Source organism: Chromohalobacter sp. 296-RDG (assembly GCF_029889885.1).
GTDB lineage: Bacteria > Pseudomonadota > Gammaproteobacteria > Pseudomonadales > Halomonadaceae > Chromohalobacter.
Window position 1 is genome coordinate 1 of the sequence record NZ_JARANY010000005.1, and the last position, 15,866, is coordinate 15,866.

At 61.4% G+C, this 15,866-nt stretch carries 14 protein-coding genes; 4 read left to right on the forward strand and 10 right to left on the reverse strand.

Going from position 1 to position 15,866, the window contains the following annotated elements:
- The coding region (locus OP495_RS03490; RefSeq protein WP_280567251.1) for a LysR family transcriptional regulator at positions 1-432 on the reverse strand (432 nt) is incomplete at its 3' end.
- A 104-nt stretch (positions 433-536) separates the two neighbouring features.
- On the opposite strand from OP495_RS03490, the gene OP495_RS03495 reads away from it, so the two are divergent.
- The gene (locus OP495_RS03495; protein WP_280563292.1) at positions 537-1,538 is read left to right on the forward strand and encodes a DMT family transporter; all 1,002 of its coding nucleotides are present in this window, start codon (positions 537-539) and stop codon (positions 1,536-1,538) included.
- A gap of 67 nt (positions 1,539-1,605) precedes the next feature.
- Complete coding sequence (locus tag OP495_RS03500) at positions 1,606-2,307, forward strand: DUF4396 domain-containing protein (RefSeq protein WP_280563290.1); 702 nt, start codon at positions 1,606-1,608, stop codon at positions 2,305-2,307.
- Between the two features lie 10 nt (positions 2,308-2,317).
- Here the strand turns inward: OP495_RS03500 and argC are convergent, their stop codons facing one another.
- Positions 2,318-3,265: an N-acetyl-gamma-glutamyl-phosphate reductase gene (gene argC / locus OP495_RS03505; RefSeq protein ID WP_280567254.1), complete on the reverse strand. Its 948-nt coding sequence runs from the start codon at positions 3,263-3,265 to the stop codon at positions 2,318-2,320.
- A gap of 198 nt (positions 3,266-3,463) precedes the next feature.
- Here argC and OP495_RS03510 point away from each other — a divergent pair, with 198 nt between their 5' ends.
- The gene (locus tag OP495_RS03510; protein ID WP_280567257.1) at positions 3,464-4,144 is read left to right on the forward strand and encodes a haloacid dehalogenase type II; all 681 of its coding nucleotides are present in this window, start codon (positions 3,464-3,466) and stop codon (positions 4,142-4,144) included.
- Positions 4,145-4,160: 16 nt separating this feature from the next.
- Here the strand turns inward: OP495_RS03510 and OP495_RS03515 are convergent, their stop codons facing one another.
- From OP495_RS03515 to OP495_RS03545, 7 genes are all read right to left on the reverse strand, one after another.
- Complete coding sequence (locus OP495_RS03515; protein WP_280567259.1) at positions 4,161-6,302, reverse strand: bifunctional TVP38/TMEM64 family protein/FAD-dependent oxidoreductase; 2,142 nt, start codon at positions 6,300-6,302, stop codon at positions 4,161-4,163.
- A gap of 167 nt (positions 6,303-6,469) precedes the next feature.
- Positions 6,470-7,102, reverse strand: coding sequence for a TIGR04282 family arsenosugar biosynthesis glycosyltransferase (locus tag OP495_RS03520; protein ID WP_280567260.1), 633 nt, complete (start codon positions 7,100-7,102; stop codon positions 6,470-6,472).
- Positions 7,092-7,808, reverse strand: a complete 717-nt coding sequence (locus OP495_RS03525) for a TIGR04283 family arsenosugar biosynthesis glycosyltransferase (RefSeq protein ID WP_280567263.1) — start codon at positions 7,806-7,808, stop codon at positions 7,092-7,094. The genes OP495_RS03520 and OP495_RS03525 overlap by 11 nt, the downstream gene beginning before the upstream one ends.
- Before the next feature lie 58 nt (positions 7,809-7,866).
- The gene (locus OP495_RS03530; RefSeq protein ID WP_280567265.1) at positions 7,867-8,538 is read right to left on the reverse strand and encodes an ATP-binding cassette domain-containing protein; all 672 of its coding nucleotides are present in this window, start codon (positions 8,536-8,538) and stop codon (positions 7,867-7,869) included.
- Positions 8,539-8,554: 16 nt separating this feature from the next.
- Positions 8,555-10,267, reverse strand: coding sequence for an ABC transporter permease subunit (locus OP495_RS03535; protein WP_280567267.1), 1,713 nt, complete (start codon positions 10,265-10,267; stop codon positions 8,555-8,557).
- Complete coding sequence (locus OP495_RS03540; RefSeq protein ID WP_280563280.1) at positions 10,264-11,469, reverse strand: ABC transporter substrate-binding protein; 1,206 nt, start codon at positions 11,467-11,469, stop codon at positions 10,264-10,266. The genes OP495_RS03535 and OP495_RS03540 overlap by 4 nt, the downstream gene beginning before the upstream one ends.
- Positions 11,470-11,613: 144 nt before the next feature.
- Positions 11,614-12,708 (reverse strand): phosphotransferase, encoded by a 1,095-nt coding sequence (locus OP495_RS03545; protein WP_280567268.1) that lies wholly within the window; start codon positions 12,706-12,708, stop codon positions 11,614-11,616.
- Between the two features lie 264 nt (positions 12,709-12,972).
- Here OP495_RS03545 and OP495_RS03550 point away from each other — a divergent pair, with 264 nt between their 5' ends.
- Positions 12,973-14,808, forward strand: coding sequence for a DUF748 domain-containing protein (locus OP495_RS03550; RefSeq protein WP_280567269.1), 1,836 nt, complete (start codon positions 12,973-12,975; stop codon positions 14,806-14,808).
- 145 nt (positions 14,809-14,953) lie between these two features.
- On the opposite strand, the gene OP495_RS03555 is transcribed toward OP495_RS03550, so the two are convergent.
- Positions 14,954-15,697, reverse strand: a complete 744-nt coding sequence (locus OP495_RS03555) for a GntR family transcriptional regulator (RefSeq protein ID WP_280563277.1) — start codon at positions 15,695-15,697, stop codon at positions 14,954-14,956.
- Between the last annotated feature and the right edge of the window lie 169 nt (positions 15,698-15,866).

The following is a 15,866-nucleotide window of genomic DNA, read 5'->3' on the forward strand; positions in this document are numbered from 1 at the left end:
GAAATAGTCGTGATGCTCGACCACCGGGCGCGTCGAGGTCACCAGGCGTACCTCGATTTCCGGGTGTTGCCGGTTGAACGCGGCGAGGCGCGGCATGACCCAGTAGAAGGCCTCGCAGAGCTGGCAGAACAGTACCACCACACCGTCATCCACTTCCTCCCGCAATGTGTTGGCATGCGTTGCGACACCCTCCAGCGCTGAGCTCACCGTGCGCCCGAATTCACGGCCGGCGGCGGTGAGAAAGACGCCCCGATTGCGCCGCTCGAATAGTGCCACGCCGAGGTTTTCCTCCAGAGCGCGAATCTGTCGGCTGACGGCGGCCTGGGTGAGATGCAATTCCTCGGCGGCACGCGAGAAGCTTTCCAGGCGCGCGGCAGCCTCGAAGGGCATCAGGCTGGCGAGCGGGGGCAGGGCTTTGCCTAGTCGGTTCATATGCGATCCATAATCACAGCTCATGGAAAGTGATGTATAACTCGTTTGTCGTGTATGCCTGGGGCGCGCACCCTTGAGCGGCTTCTTGTTCGGGGAGAACCACCATGAAGCCAATCATTGGGGCGCGAGCCTCGGTATGGCCAGGTATCGTTTGTATCGTTGCCTCGGTCTTCTGTCTCTCGATGGCTGACGCGTTGGTTAAGTATATCAGCGATGACGTGGGTATTTGGCAGTTGTACGCGCTGCGTGCGCTGTTGGCGTTACCGCTTCTGGGGGTGGTGCTTGGGCTTCGCGGCGTGGTACGCCTGGGGTGGGCGTTGCGACGTCGCTGGGTGCTGGTCAGAACCGGCTTGCTGATGGCCATGTGGTTGACCTTCTATGCCGCGCTGCCGACGTTGACGCTTTCCATGGCGGCGGTCGCGTTGTACACCTCGCCGTTGTTCATTGCCTTGTTCGCTGCCTGGTTAGCCGGCGAGCGGCTCTCCGCAGGCGGCTGGTGGGGGATCGCTCTAGGCTTCGTCGGCGTGGTGCTGATATTGCGTCCGGGGACGGTGGATTTCACGCCTACGGTGTTACTGCCGCTGCTGGCGGCGGTGTGCTACGCCCTGGCCTGCGTGGTGACGCGTGTTCATTGCCGTGCCGAGGCGCCGCTGGTGCTTGCCGGGGCACTGAATCTGGGGTTTCTATGCCTGGGCGCGGTGGGCTGTCTATGGATATTCTTGTACGACCAGCCGCCGACCGGTGGCGCCACACCGAGCTTCCTGACGGCGCCCTGGCGTTCGCTCCCAGCCGACACCTGGTGGCTGCTGGCGGGGCTGGCGGTACTCTTCGTGCTGGCCAGCAGCACGGTGGCCAAGGCCTATCAAGTGGCCCCTGCCGCGTTGATCGGTGTGTTCGACTATGCCTATCTCGTCTTCGCGGCGGGGTGGAGCTGGTGGCTGTTCGATGCGACGCCTGATATGCCTACTGCGCTGGGCATGGCTTGCGTGGGGCTCGCGGGCGGTATCGTTTGTCGCTGTGCTCCCGGACGCTTACGTACTGGTAGTACGATGAGAAGCGGTGAGGCAGCTTTCTATTCACCAACCTGTCGTCGGGACATAGGTTGAGTCAGGCGCGATCATTCCCTATATCTAGAGACGCGTTTCCATTTCAACACGGACAAGGAGTTGTCGCATGTTGACGCTCGTTTCCTGGCTATTCATCGCCTTGGGCGTGGCCACGGCATTGGTCATTGCGCTGGATGTGGCCAAGCGCCCGCAACCCATGGCGATCATGAACGTGACTTGGCCGATCACCGGGCTTTATATGCCAGTGCTGGGCTGGTGGGCGTATGCACGCATGGGCCGCGCCACGGCCTCGGTAGGCAATGAAGAGAGCAATGGACATAGTGAAGGCTATGAGCACGATCATGTGCATCATCATCATGGTGATAAGCCCAAGTGGCAGGGCGTTTTCGTCTCCGCCACGCATTGTGGGGGCGGTTGCACCGCAGGCGATGTCGTCACCGCGCCGCTGGCGACCCTGACCGGGTTTGCACTGCTAGGGTCGGCAGTATTAGGACACTTCGTGCTGGCCTTCATCGGGGCGTACCTCTTCGGCATATTGTTTCAATACTTGCCGATTCGCGGCATGAGCGATAGCGGCCCACGCCAGGCCTTGATCGATGCCATCAAGGCAGACACGCTCTCGCTGATAGCCTTTCAGGCCGGCATGTACGTCTGGATGCTGATCGCCATCCATGGCTGGATGGGCGAGATGAACGCCTTCTCGGTGACGTTCTGGTTCATGATGCAGATCGCCATGCTGATCGGATTCGCTACGTCCTATCCGGCCAATTGGATATTGATCAGCCGAGGCATCAAGCACGCGATGTAAGGCAGCGCGATCATGTCGAGAGGCCGCTGGCCTCGTCCACGCCGAGATGCAGGTTCATGCTCTGTACGGCGGCGCCTGCCGCGCCTTTGCCGAGGTTATCCAGCCGGGCGACGAGGGAGACCTGCTCATGGTTGCCGAACACGAATAGGTCGACTCGATTGGTGTCGTTGCAGCCCTGCACCTCGAAGAAGCCGTCATCCAGGTTGGCCGGGTCCTCGAGGGGCATGACGCGAACGAAGGTCTCGCCTTCATAGTGGTTGGAGTAGGCCTCGCGAAGCGTTTCGGCCGTGGCCCCGGGACTAAGCTGATCGACGTGCAGGGGAATCGTCACCGAGAGGCCCTTGAGGAAGGGGCCGACGATCGGTTGGAAGACGGGTGCTCGCGCGAGCCCGCCGTGCGTGCGCATCTCCGGCATGTGCTTGTGGGTCAATCCCATGGCATAGGGACGTGGCGCGCTCAGACGACCGTCATGCTCGCCTTCGTACTCGGCGATCAGCTTCTTGCCACCGCCGCTATAGCCGGTGATCGAATGCGCTGTCAGCGGTGTGTCGGCGGGCAACAGGCCGGCGTCGACCAGCGGCCGCGTGAGCATGATGAAGGCGCTGGCATGGCAGCCCGGATTGGCGATGCGCTTGCTGGTGCGGATGGCGTCGCGTTGTCCCGGTACTAGTTCGGGCAAGCCATAGGTCCATTCGGTATCGGTGCGGAAGGCCGTGCTGGCGTCGATCAGGCAGGTCCGGGGATTGTCGAGCAACGCCACGGCCTCGCGAGAAGCGGTATCGGGCAAGCATAGAAAGACCACGTCGGCGGTATTGAGCAGGCGCGCACGTTCGGCGGTATCCTTGCGCTTGTCGCTGTCGATGCGCAACAGTTCGATATCATTGCGTGCCTCGAGATAATCCATCAGCCGCAGCCCAGTGGTGCCTTCCTGACCGTCTACGTATACCTTGAATGCCATGGGAAATTCGTCGCCTCGTTGACCGGTTCCATGCGTGCTGACAGCGCCTGTCAGCGTATTGTCTTCCATTGTGCGTCGATGCGGCCGCGCTGTCATGTTTACGGGCCTGAATCCGCTTGTCGTGATTCACAAAAACGACCAATCTGAGAGAACTTGGAGGTTCTCCATCAACTCAGGTAAGCGTGATAAGGACGACATATGAATAAGCGTGTATTGGCTTTCGATGTCTATGGCACCTTGATCGACACCCACGGTGTAGTGGAAGCATTGCACACGGATCTGGGCGATGCTGAAAAGGCGTTGGCCTTTTCGCAGCGTTGGCGGGACAAGCAACTGGAATTTGCCTTCCGTCGCTCGCTGATGGGGGCGTATTCGAGCTTTGCCGATTGTACGCGCGATGCGCTGGAGTTCACCGACCGGGCCATGGGCAGCCAACTCTCCGAAGTGGCCAAGGATCGGCTGATATCCCTTTATGGGCGTCTGCCGGCATTTTCCGATGTCGCCGAGGGGGTGGCACGCTTGAGCGATGCCGGCATGCATTGCGTGGCGTTTTCCAACGGCACCCAGGAAGCGGTGACGGGGTTGCTGGCCCAGGCGGGCATTCGTGAGCGGTTCGACGCCATCGTCAGCGTCGACGACATCAAGCGCTTCAAGCCCGACCCCGCTGTGTATTCCTATCTGCGCCAGTGCACCGAGTCGAGCGCTGCGGACACCTGGCTGATTTCCAGCAATCCCTTCGACATCATCGGGGCCAAATATGCCGGCTTGCACGCGGCCTGGGTGCGTCGCAGCGCCGAGGCGCCCTTCGATCCCTGGGGCGATGAGCCCGATATGACGGTGAGCGACCTCGACGAACTCGCTGACCGCCTGGTGGGATGAACTCGACGAGAGGTACTCAGCCGCCGCGTCGCCAGCGGAAGTAACGCGCTAGCAAGTGGAGCACCCGCTCCGGCTTGTGGGCGTTTTTCCAGGCGCCGGCGGTGCCCTTGGTGGCTTCCGATAGCGTCGGGTAAGGATGCACCGTGCCCAGCAACTTGTTGAGCCCGATATTGTGCTTCATGGCCAGCGTCAGTTCTGCCAGCCATTCGCCTGCGTTCTCGCCGACCAGGGTCGCCCCCAGGATACGATCCTTGCCGGGTACGGTGAGGATCTTGACGAAACCGCTCGTGGCGCGCTCGGCGATCGCCCGGTCGCTCTCGGCCATCTCGTAGCGGGTGACCTCGTAAGCGATACCCTGAGCCTTGGCCTCGCGCTCGTTGAGCCCCACCCGGGCTACTTCGGGCTGTAGATAGGTCACCGTGGGCATGATGTGGTAGTCGACCTTGAAGCGCTTGAATTCGCCGAACAAGGCGTTGACGGCGACATGCCAGGCCTGGTGCGCGGCGGCGTGGGTCAACTGGTATGGACCGGCGACGTCGCCGCAGGCCCAGATGTTGGGCAATTTGGTCTGTAGCTGCTCGTTGACCTCCAGGGTTCCGTTGTCGCGGGTGGTGATTCCCAGCGCTTCCAGTCCGAGCCCATCGACGTTGGCTTGGCGACCGACGCTGACCAGCAGGCGGTCGAAGGGGAGGTGTATTTGCCGACCGTCGGCCTTCTCGACGAGGAGATGTTGTTCGCCGTCCTCGACGCTTACCGCGATAGCCCGCGTGCTTGTCATGACATCGAGGCCCTCGTCGCCGAATAGACTGGCGACGAGGTCGCCGACCTCATCATCCTCGCGCCCCAGCAACCGCTCGGCATCCTCGACCAGTGTCACCTGTGTCCCTAGACGGGCGAAGCTCTGGCCGAGCTCGCAGCCGATGGCGCCGCCACCCAGCACTATCAGGCGGTGTGGCTGCTCGGTCAGCGTCCACAGATTCTCGGAAGTCAGTACGTCGATCTGCTCGATACCCGGTATCGGCGGCACCTTGGGGACGGCGCCGGTGGCGATGACGATGTGCCGCGCCGTGAGTTGCTTGTCGTCGACTTCGACGGCCCAGGGGGACGTCAGCCGCGCCGTGCCACGCTGGACCTCGACGCCTAGCCCGGTATAACGCTCCTCGCTATCGTGGGGAGCCACCTCCTCGATGACGCGACGCACATGGCCCATGACTTCACTGAACTCAACGCGCGGCTCTCCGGCATGAACGCCCAGATGCCCGGCGTCGCGGATATTCTGGGCGGACCGTGCGGCGCGAATCAGTGCCTTGGAGGGTACGCAGCCGGTATTGAGACAGTCGCCGCCCATGGCGCCACTCTCGACGAGCGCGACCCGCGACCGCACCGCACTGGCGATGTAGCTGGTGACCAGACCCGCCGAGCCGCCGCCGATCACCAGGATGTCGTAATCGAAGCGCCGAGGTTTGTCGTATCCACGATAGCGCTTGCGGCGCTGAAGCCAGTCGACGCCCCAACGTGCGATCAGCGGGAAGACGCCGAGCAGGGCGAAAGACAACAGCAAAGAAGGCGAGACGATACCGCTGACAGAGCGTAGCTCGCCGAGCTGCTGGCCGGCGTTCACGTAGACCAGCGTGCCGGGAATCATGCCGATCTGGCTGGCGATATAGAAGACCCAGGTACGCAGCCGGGTCAGGCCCATCGCCAGGTTGACGACGAAAAACGGGAAGATCGGCACCAGTCGCAGGCTGAACAGATACAACGCGCCATCGCGCTCGATCCCCCGGTTGATGGTCTCGATTTGCCGCGCAAAGCGGCGCTCGATCAGTTCCCGGAAGAGCGTGCGGGAGACCAGAAACGCTAGCGTAGCGCCAATGGTGCTCGCAAAGGAGATGATCAATAACCCCCAGCCCAGGCCGAATAACGCACCCCCCAACAACGTGAGCAGAGCCGCGCCGGGCAACGAGAGGGCGGCCATCAGAACATAGATGAGAAAGAAGCCACCCGCGACCAACCAAGGAGACTCGGCGAACCACTGGTCGAACCGTGTTTGTAGCGATTGAATGGATTCCAGAGTCAGGTAATCGTCAACGCCGCCCACGAAGAAGGCCACGATGGCAACCAGTACAACCGCCAGAATCAGCATGCGGTAATGTTTCAATCCTTTTCCCCTTCAGCAGGCTTTCATGCGGCCATTATGGCGTTGGCGGCATCGTTCATGTGGGCGCGAACGAAGACAGTAACGCTCTGGTGCACCTCCAAGCCGGTAACCCGCGTCCATCATGGCAATAAAACGTTTCGCCCACCACTCGATCAGGAGGCCGGCCATCATGTCGTCGCGTCCAGAGCGCGCCAGCGCTCGAGATCGTGTGGCGTATCGACATCCCAGACCGTGTCGAGACACGCCACGCGCAGTCCTAGTCCTTTAGCTCGAGCGAGGGTCCGCGCGGCCACCTCACTACCGCCCCAAGGAATATCCGCGAACAACCGCTGGGGAAGCCTATGGCCCCCGATCAAGCCATAGCCGCCATCCTCGGCCGGGAGTAGCACCAGATCGTGATCATCCAGCGCCTGCGCGCAGCGTTCCAGCAGCATCGGCGTCAGCACCGGGCAGTCGCTGCCGATCAGAAGCGCAGGACCCGATTGAGCGGCCAGGGCGGTGTGCATGCGCTGGCCGAGATCGCCCGGCGGCTGAGCATGGTGCATGATGCCGTGTCTTTCCGTCAGCGCCTCTAGGGTCGGGTGTGCCGGTTCGAGCCCGGCCCATAGCTGCACGTGCGTGGCAGGAAAGGCCCGGCAGGCAATCTCTAGCGTGCGTTCAAGCAGTGCTACATGGACATCACGCGCCTGCTCGGCATCGAGCGACGGCATCAACCGGGTCTTTACCTTGCCGGGGATCGGTGCCTTGGCGAAGATCAGCAGTGTCGTGCTGGGGGCGACCGCATTCGACTCAGCGGACATCGGTGTAGTCTCCTGCCAAGGTCCCGGGCGAGGCGCCGAACCCGTAACGCAGGCGCAACCACCACATCTTGGCGATGGTGCGCAAAGGGCCGTTCTGCTGCCAGCGGCGCGCGGACGTCGTCACCCGCTGGGCAAGGCAAGTCGGCGCGGATAGACGGTGCAGATGCCGGCTCATGGCGATGTCTTCCATCAGCGGCTGGTCGGGAAAGCCGCCGACGATCTCGAAGGCCTCGCGCGTCATGAACATCGCCTGATCGCCGGTGGCAATGCCGGTCATGCGCGAGCGTCGGTTCATGCTCCAGCCGACCAGACCGGCCAGCGCGAACCCTCGTTCGATATCCACATCGAAGCGACCCCAGCCACCGGTATCTTTCAAGGCTACTTCGATCGCTAGGTCCGCGCGATTCGGGAGGCGCGTATCGGCATGCAGAAAGACTAGATGTTCCCCGCGACTTTCCCGTGCGCCATGGTTCATCTGTCTAGCGCGATCGCGCTCACTTGCCAGCACCCGATCCGCCAGGGGAAGCGCCAGAGCGACGGTATCATCCTCGCTGCCGCCATCGACGATGACGATCTCGACGCCACATCTCCATAGCGGCAGCAGGGCGGTCAAGCATTCCTGTATCGTCGATGCCTCGTTCAATACTGGCACGATGATGCTCAGCCGCGGTGCGTTGGCAAGCGGTTCTGACCAATGCACGCTCATTGGCTCATCCCTCGCGATAGCGCGGAGAAGCTCAGTCGTAATACGTTGGCCCATGTCGTCATGTGCGTGCCTCCTGATCGATGGACCCGGCGGTGCCTCGTTCGGTCAGCCTCAGGATACGCCCGCCGGCTTCCCTGGCATCTGCCTCGTCGTGTGTCACCATTAGCGTGGGTAGATGGTAGTGACGCACACGTTCGAAGACCCAGTGACGAATCTCGTCCCGACGTTCGGCATCCAATTTGGAGAATGGCTCGTCGAGCAGAATGGCGCGCGGCTGGGACAGCAGTACCCGCAATAGGGCAATCCGTGCTTTTTGGCCGCCGGAGAGCGTTGCGGGGTCACGCTTGGCGAAGGCATCGAGTCCTACCGACGCCAGCGCCTCGTGAATTCGCTCGCGGCGTTGTCGTCGCGTGCCTTCACGCACCATGCCGAAGGCGAGATTGCCCTCGACGTCGAGATGCGGGAACAGGAGCGGGTCTTGAAATAGCAGCCCGACGTGACGCTGCTCCGCAGGCAAGGCATCGATGCGGGTCTCGTCGAGCAAAACGCGCCCTCGGGGCGTGAAAGCGGGGCTCAAGAAGCCTGCGATGAAGGCCAGCAAGGTAGACTTGCCGACGCCTGAGGGACCCATGACGGTGACCACTTCTCCCGGCGCGATCGTGGTATCCAGGCTCAGCAAGGGGTGTTGGTCCTGTTCAATGACAATGTCGTCGAGAATCAATGACGCCATGGCGTTGGTCCTTCCTTCAATCGGAACGTGGCAGCAAACCCTGCCGCCGTCGAAACAGGTATCGCGGCACGAACATCGCCAGCAGAAATCCCAGCGCTGGCAACAGCAATTGCGCCAGGGCGAAGATGGCGGTCAATCGCCGGTCGCCACCACTGGCCAGGCTGACCGCCTCGGTGGTTACCGTTACCACGCGCCCGGCCCCCATCAGTACGGTGGGCAAATACTGGCCGATGCTTACCGCGAAGCCTACCGCCGCTGCGGTCAAAATTGGCGCCAACAGCAGCGGTATACGCACGCGCAGAAAAACCCGCCATGGCCCGGCACCGAGGCTACGCGCCTGCTGGCTCCAGCGCGGGTCCAGGCGACGATAGCTTTCTGCCAGCGAGAGAAAGACATACGGCAGCACGAACACCGCATGCCCTACGATGACTGCGCCCAGGCCGGGCCGAATACCCACTTGCGCCTGCATCATGACCAGGCCGAACAGGAAGGCCACTGAGGGAACCAGCAGCGGCAGATACAGAATCACTTGCGCCCAGGGCCGTAGAGGTCGCCGCTTCAGGGTTTCCGCTTCCAGCGAGCCTAGTACCAGCACCAGTGACAGCAGGGTCGCGGCAGTCGCCACCAGCAGCGACTGCCCGACCGGCACGATCAGGTCGTCCGCCGCCGCCTGCCAGTTTTGCACGGTCGGTGGCCATGGCAGAAACTCCGGAAACGGCCAGTAAGCCGCCACCGACCACAGCGTCAGCCCGGCCAGCCCTGCCAGCATCAGGCCCAACACTAGACGTATCGCCATCAGCGCCATGCCGCCTAGCCATCGCTCGCCACATTGGCGGCGCCCATCCTGACACCAGTGCCGGCTCAGGGATGCCACCAGCCGCTCCAGAGCATACCAGATCCCCAGCGCCATCAGCGTCAGCAGCATTTGCAAGATTGCCCCTGCCGAGGCCATGAAGCGCATCGATAGCGAAGGGTCATTGAGCCAACCGACCACCGAGACCGCCAGTGTATTCGGGGTCGTCGGTCCCAGGATCATGGCGACATCTACCGTCGAGGTAGCGAAGGCGATTACCGCGTAGATGGGCAAACGCAGCAAGGGGTAGAGTCCCGGCATGACGACCTTGAAAAACGCCGTCAGAGGACGATAACCCAGGCTTCGCGCAACCGTCAGCCGCTCGCGAGCCTGGCATTGCACTAGAGCCGCCAGACTCATCAGCAGCAAGAAAGGCACTTCCTTGATGACCAGGCCCAAAATCAGCGACAGCCCCCAGGGGTCGCCGGGAAATGCAAAATCCGCTGGATACTGCCAACCGGTTGCCCACGGGGAGAGTCCCCGTGCCACCCATCCCGACGGTGCCAGCAGGAAAGCCAAGCCGATCGCCGCCGCTGCATGGGGCACGGCCAGCAGCGGCGATAGCCATCGTTGGACGCGCCGATACAGCGGCGTATGCAAGAAGCTTCCCAGGAAGAGAACGACGACACCCAGCGAGATTGCCGCGCTGGCCAAGCCGGTGACGACGCTGAGTCGCGTCATGTCAGCAAGGCCCGGCATCTCGAGAAGCTGTCGCCAGGGCGCCAATGTCAGGCTATCGCCGCCCAGGACCGGCAAGTAACCGAAAGCGGGCGCCATGGCACCGAGCACTCCGCTAGCCACGGGCAGGCTGAGCAACGCGATGGTCAGCCAGGGCAAGACGCCGACGATAGACCGATAACTCGTGGCTCGACTCATTGGGCGCCGTAACGCTGTCGCCAGGCCTGCTCGAGCGGTTCAATCCAGGACGGGTGGGGTTCGCGCAACGTCTCGCCCAGCGACTGCGGTGGCAGGCTCGCGGCAGCCCGACTCTCGGTCGTGAACGACTCGCGCTGTGTTGGACTCAGGCGTGACATGTCCAGCACCGTGGCATCGCCCCACATCGAGAGGTCCTGCTTGCGGGCCTGCGCCTTGGGCGACAGCAGGAAATTGGCGACCGTCAACGCGCCGGCCTTGTGCTGGGCATTGTAGGGAATGGCGACGAAATGCACGTTGCCCAGAGTACCGTTGTCGAAAATATAGCTGCGCGTGGTCGGCGGCAGTTGATAGTCGAGCACGGCGGCGGCCGGTACCGAGGGCGTGAAGGTAAACGCCAGGCTCAATGCGCCGTCGCCCATGAGTTGGCGCATTTGGGGGCCGCCGGAGGGAAAGTTATCGCCCTCATGCCATAGATGAGGATGCAAGCGATCCAGGTAGTCCCACAACGGCGCAGTGACGGCCTCGAAATCGGCTCGATCGACCGGGGCGTAGAGGGCCTCGGGTTGTTCGGTCAAGGCCAGCAGCGCCTGCTTGAGAAAAGTCGTACCCAGAAAAGCCGGGGGTTGGGGATAGGTAAAGCGACCTGGATGCGTCTTGGCCCAGTCGAGCAGTGCGGGCATGTTGCGCGGCGGCTTCTCGAGGCGCGCGCTGTCATAGTAGAAGGTGATCTGCGCTCGCCCCCAGGGCGCTTCATAGCCATTGACCGGCAGCGTGAAATCCTCGCGCACCTCGGGGTTCTGCTCGGGTGCGGTCAGCGAGAAATTGGGCAGTTGCTCGGCCCAGGGACCATAGAGCAACTCATTGCCTTTCATTGCAGCGAAATTCTCGCCGTTGAGCCAGATGAGATCGACCGCACCCTGATCCTCATTGCCGGCCGCCTTCTCCGCCACCACGCGGGTCACGGCCTCGGCCGTATCGCCCACTTTGACATGCTCGAGATCGATGCCATAACGCTGTTCGACCCGGTCGGCCACCCAGTCGACATAGGCATTGGTGCGTGAGTCGCCGCCCCAGGCATTCCAGTACACGGTTTGCCCCCGGGCGGCCTCGGTCACAGATTCCCAGTCGGACAGCTCGTAGGCGTGACCCACCGTCGGCGGCAACAACATGGCGGCTATCAGCCAGCGTCGAATATCTCGCATGCGATGTGCGCTCCCTTCCCTTTGCGTTCCCGTGCCTTGGTCGCCACGCGGTGATGTTCCTTGCATTGTGCTCTTGCGAATGAGTGTTCATGACACGCCATCGCAAGGGCATCCACGAGCCGGCAATCGTTTTTACGCCAGCTTTTACGTCAGTGCCAGCTCGTGGGCGAGCCGATGGTTGTCGTCACCGACCCGCTCGATGACGGATGCAGAAAGATAGTGTCGAGCCCGATCTTCTACATGGGCAATCAATCGATCCTCGCTCAATGCAGCGGACCAGTCCTCGCCTTGTGCCAGTGAATCCCGTTCCTGGTGGTGAAGTGACAGCCACTTGGCGCACCAGGTCGTCGACCATAGCCACATGGCTCGACGCGTGGCCACCAAGGCCTCGACATCCATCACGTCATCGGTGGTATACCGGGATGCCCACCAGTGGCGATAAAAGTCCACCACGGTGGCGGTATCCAGGACGGCGTGACTCGCTGGATCCCATGTCGTGGAGGTATAAAGCGAGGCATGGGCAAGATCCAGCCCGGGGTGGCCGTAACGGCACTTCTCCAGGTCGACCAGTACCGCTTTTCCTTCGGAGGTGATCAGGAAGTTACCTGGATGTGCATCGAAACTGATTAGGCAGCGTTGGGAATCGACACGCTTGGCGAGTTCATGATCATCGTCGAATAGGGAAAGCTCCGTGTCGATACGACGTCTTGCTGAATCGGAAACCGGCGCGTTGTCGAGATAGCCAGCCTGCTCCAGTACTTCGTCGCGCATGGCCGTCCAGGGAGAGCACGGGCTGGCCAAGGGGAGACGCTCATCGACCGGAGGCACAGTGATCTCATGAAGATGTGCCAGCGCCTCGCCGATCGCCGGCAAATCATCCGGCAATTGCGCCGACCGCCCCTCTATCGCACTGACCAGCAAGCCGCCCCTGGGGAAGTCGGCGCTGATCGGCAGGATACCGTGGAGATCTGGCGTATGGCCGCTCTGCGCGGCGCGTCGAAAACAGGCCGCCTGATAGTCTAGATTGGTTTCCGGGTCGAGCTGCATCTGGCTCTGCTTGGGAAGTCTTGCTACCCAATCGGGACACGTCTCGCGAGAGATCCAGACATGGTCATGCGCCAGGCCAGTGTCCGGAAGCGCGGTGAGATGAACGACATCGTTGTTGATATCGTCCAAAGCCCTATGCAATCGAGACAGGCGTTCGGTGGAGAATAAGGGTGAGGGCGTAAAATCGACCACGAAACACTCCTGGGAGATGGGTTAGCTATTGCTACTGATCGACATAGACATTCGACATGGAGACAGGATGGTTGATTCATCCTATGAGTCGCAGAATGGTCAATACCTTGTGGCTTCTTGCAGTACCCATGCCGCGCGGTGCTCGAAAGCGACTGTAACGGTAAGCCGGTGTTGCGGCTAGCCTGGCCTGCGACTCGCGGCTCCATGCTGACGATGTCACGCTGATAAGTATTCATCCATGATCTGACGATACGGAAAATTGACATGCCGCATTCCCATCGCAGCATGTCGAGGCCGACGCGCAAGCGTCGCCTCGGCATAGGGTTGAGTGTGCTGACGACTCTGGTGCTGCTTTTGCTGGTCACTTGGCTGTGGGCGTTGCCGGCGTATATCGACCAGCGCCTCAGCCAGATGCTGGCCGAGCGCAGCGGCCGTCAGGTAACGATCGAAGACGTCACTCTCACCCCGTGGCGCCACCAAGTGACGCTCGACGGGCTACGTATCGCTGGTCAGGCCGACACGCCGGTTTTTTCGAGCCAACGGGTCGTGGCGATCCTCGATTGGCACTCGTTGTTTGAATCGGGTTGGCGTTTCGAGCGAATCGATCTAGAAGCGCCGCGTCTGCAACTGATTTGGCGCTCCGGGGGCGCGTGGAACCTGGCCCAGCTCTTCGGCAGTGACGGTGGGGGTGAATCGGCACCATTGCGTATTGCTCAACTCAACGTCAGCGATGGCCGACTGGACTGGATCAACCGGCGCCCCGATAAGCCGCTGACGCTGAGCCTGACAAACCTCGCTCTAGAGGCGCGTCATTATGACAATAGCGATGATCGGCCCTTCTCTCTGCAAGGTCAGGCGGATTGGAATGGCGGCACTCTGAAAGGAGAGGGCGAGATGGGCTTTTCGCCGTGGACGGTGGATGTCGATCTCGACGCGGACCAAGTGCCGCTGACTACGCTGTCGGGCTATCTGACACATGTCGTTCGCGCCGAACCGGCGGCGGGGTCGCTTGGTGCGCAGATTCGTTTGCGTGCGGGCCGCGCCAGCGATGCCGGTACACAGGTCAACGGCCAGGGCGTGATCGAAGCACTCGTGATGCGTGATCCCAAGAAGGATCAGACCATTGCCCGCGCCGAACGCTTCGCCGTGGAAGGGCTGACGTTCGCAAGTGCGCAGCCTGAATTGACCGCCGCGCGGGTGTCGCTCGCGGCACCCTGGCTCGATGTCACGATCGATGAACAACTCGACACCAATCTCACCGCCTGGCGCCCGCCGGCATCGAGCGGCGGTTCTGAGGATGATGGTTCTGAGAGTGGTAGTTCTGAGGATGAGAGTTCCGCGGGCCAAGGCATGCACTACGCGCTCGATGCCCTGTCCATCGAGCGTGGCGCAGTAGCCTTCAACGACCGTCACCTGCCGCGACCGTTCGAGCTGGACTTTTCGGCGCTGAATGGCGAGTGGCGGCAACTCGACTCCGACCAGACGGGTGATGGCCAGCTGTCGCTCGAGGGGAAGGTGGCCGATGGCTCGCCGCTGCGTATCGAGGGCGCTTTCGATCCGCTCGGTGACGTCATGAACGGCAACCTGAACTTGCACTTCGAGCGCCTCGATCTCGAGACCTTGGCGCCCTACTTGCGCGAGTTCGGTGGCTATGCCGTCGAGCGTGGGCAGGCCACGCTGGATCTCGACTACCGGCTCGATCAGGGCCGCCTGCAAGCGCAGAATCATCTCGTTCTGCATCGGCTCAAGTTAGGCGAGGAGGTCGATACCTCGGCCACCGAGCTGCCGCTCAAGACGCTGGTCGGTGTCCTGAAGAGTGACGACGGCACCATTGAGCTCGATATCCCCATGCGCTTGCCACTCGACGATCTCGGATCGGTGGACTTTGGCAGTGTTGCCGGTCAGGCGATCCGCGAGGCGCTCGAGAATCTGGTGTCATCGCCACTCGACACTCTCTCCGAGGTGGTCGGTGACGGTGGTGCCAATCACTTGGACGATGCCGAATTGGCTGCCGATGGCGAGAGCAACGAGGGTGGCACGGGTGACAAGGATGGCGAGGACGCCTCAGCGATCTACGAGCATGCCGACACTCGCCAGTAAGCGTGTCGGCTCATCTGGTCCCGCCATCACCGGTCTGCATTGGCGGCATCGAGAGTTTCTAGGTGATGGGGCCGAGGCGGCATGAGAACTCAGTGCGGCGGGCAATGCCGCAGCGGCTCCTGCCGGTGTATCGCCGCATAGATAATCATTGCTCGTCGGCGGGCGGGGACTCTTTCGTTTGCTTGGTCGGCTTTGCGTCCGTCTGGTCTGACGGTTGTGCATCAGGATTTTCGTTGGCGGCAAATTTGAACCACGTCTTGCCAAGATGATTGCGTAGTTCTTGTCCCATTCTCGTTGCGTCTCGCGCCTCAAGTGCCGCCATGATTGCTTCATGCTCGGCCATGGCGGTCGTCCACTTCTCGCTTTTCTCGTTAGATAGATAGCGTACGCGATACAACTGGCGACACAGATAGCCATGCATCTCTCTCAGCGATCTGTTACCCGAGAGGGCGACAATGCGGTCGTGAATCTCTTGGTTGATGCGGAAATAGTTCTGCCGATCGCCGCGGATGAATGCCGCTTTCATCTCGTAGTGCAGCGCCTGTAACTCGGTAATGTCGCGGTCGGTTGCTTTTTCGCAGACAAGCTCTGCTGCGGCCTGCTCAAGTACGCTCAATACGTAGGCTTTCTCTTTAACGTCCAAGGGGCTGACATCGGAAACCACTGCACCTCGGTTTGGCAGGATCTCTACCAGCCCTTCAGAGGCGAGTATCTTCAATGCCTCTCGTAGAGGGGTCCGGGAGACCTGTAGCTCTTCGGCCAGAGTGCGCTCGGGTAGTCGCTGTCCCGGTTGAAAGTGATCCATCACGATATGCTCGCGAAGATAGCTGGCCACCTTGGTGACTAGGCCCTGTTGGGATGTCTGGGCGATATCGTCGAGTGAAGTCATGGAAAACTGCCTGCCAATTTACAGCAAATATGGCATACCATCCTTTTATAAATCAACTTTACTATGTCGACATGGTAATTTTTTTGTTCATTCCTATCAGGTAGTTACTAGGTTAAAGCGCGCAGAAGCCACTAAAGTCTAACTGTTGTTCCTTTGACGATGAAAATGG

Excerpts from the sequence above, each read along its gene's own strand:
- OP495_RS03495 (WP_280563292.1), top strand. The coding sequence starts at position 537 with ATGAAGCCAATCATTGGGGCGCGAGCCTCGGTATGGCCAGGTATCGTT.
- OP495_RS03555 (WP_280563277.1), bottom strand. The coding sequence starts at position 15,697 with ATGACTTCACTCGACGATATCGCCCAGACATCCCAACAGGGCCTAGTC.
- argC (WP_280567254.1), bottom strand. The coding sequence starts at position 3,265 with ATGGCATTCAAGGTATACGTAGACGGTCAGGAAGGCACCACTGGGCTG.
- OP495_RS03550 (WP_280567269.1), top strand. The coding sequence starts at position 12,973 with ATGCCGCATTCCCATCGCAGCATGTCGAGGCCGACGCGCAAGCGTCGC.
- OP495_RS03540 (WP_280563280.1), bottom strand. The coding sequence starts at position 11,469 with ATGCGAGATATTCGACGCTGGCTGATAGCCGCCATGTTGTTGCCGCCG.
- OP495_RS03525 (WP_280567263.1), bottom strand. The coding sequence starts at position 7,808 with ATGAGCGTGCATTGGTCAGAACCGCTTGCCAACGCACCGCGGCTGAGC.
- OP495_RS03520 (WP_280567260.1), bottom strand. The coding sequence starts at position 7,102 with ATGTCCGCTGAGTCGAATGCGGTCGCCCCCAGCACGACACTGCTGATC.
- OP495_RS03535 (WP_280567267.1), bottom strand. The coding sequence starts at position 10,267 with ATGAGTCGAGCCACGAGTTATCGGTCTATCGTCGGCGTCTTGCCCTGG.
- OP495_RS03530 (WP_280567265.1), bottom strand. The coding sequence starts at position 8,538 with ATGGCGTCATTGATTCTCGACGACATTGTCATTGAACAGGACCAACAC.
- OP495_RS03510 (WP_280567257.1), top strand. The coding sequence starts at position 3,464 with ATGAATAAGCGTGTATTGGCTTTCGATGTCTATGGCACCTTGATCGAC.
- OP495_RS03500 (WP_280563290.1), top strand. The coding sequence starts at position 1,606 with ATGTTGACGCTCGTTTCCTGGCTATTCATCGCCTTGGGCGTGGCCACG.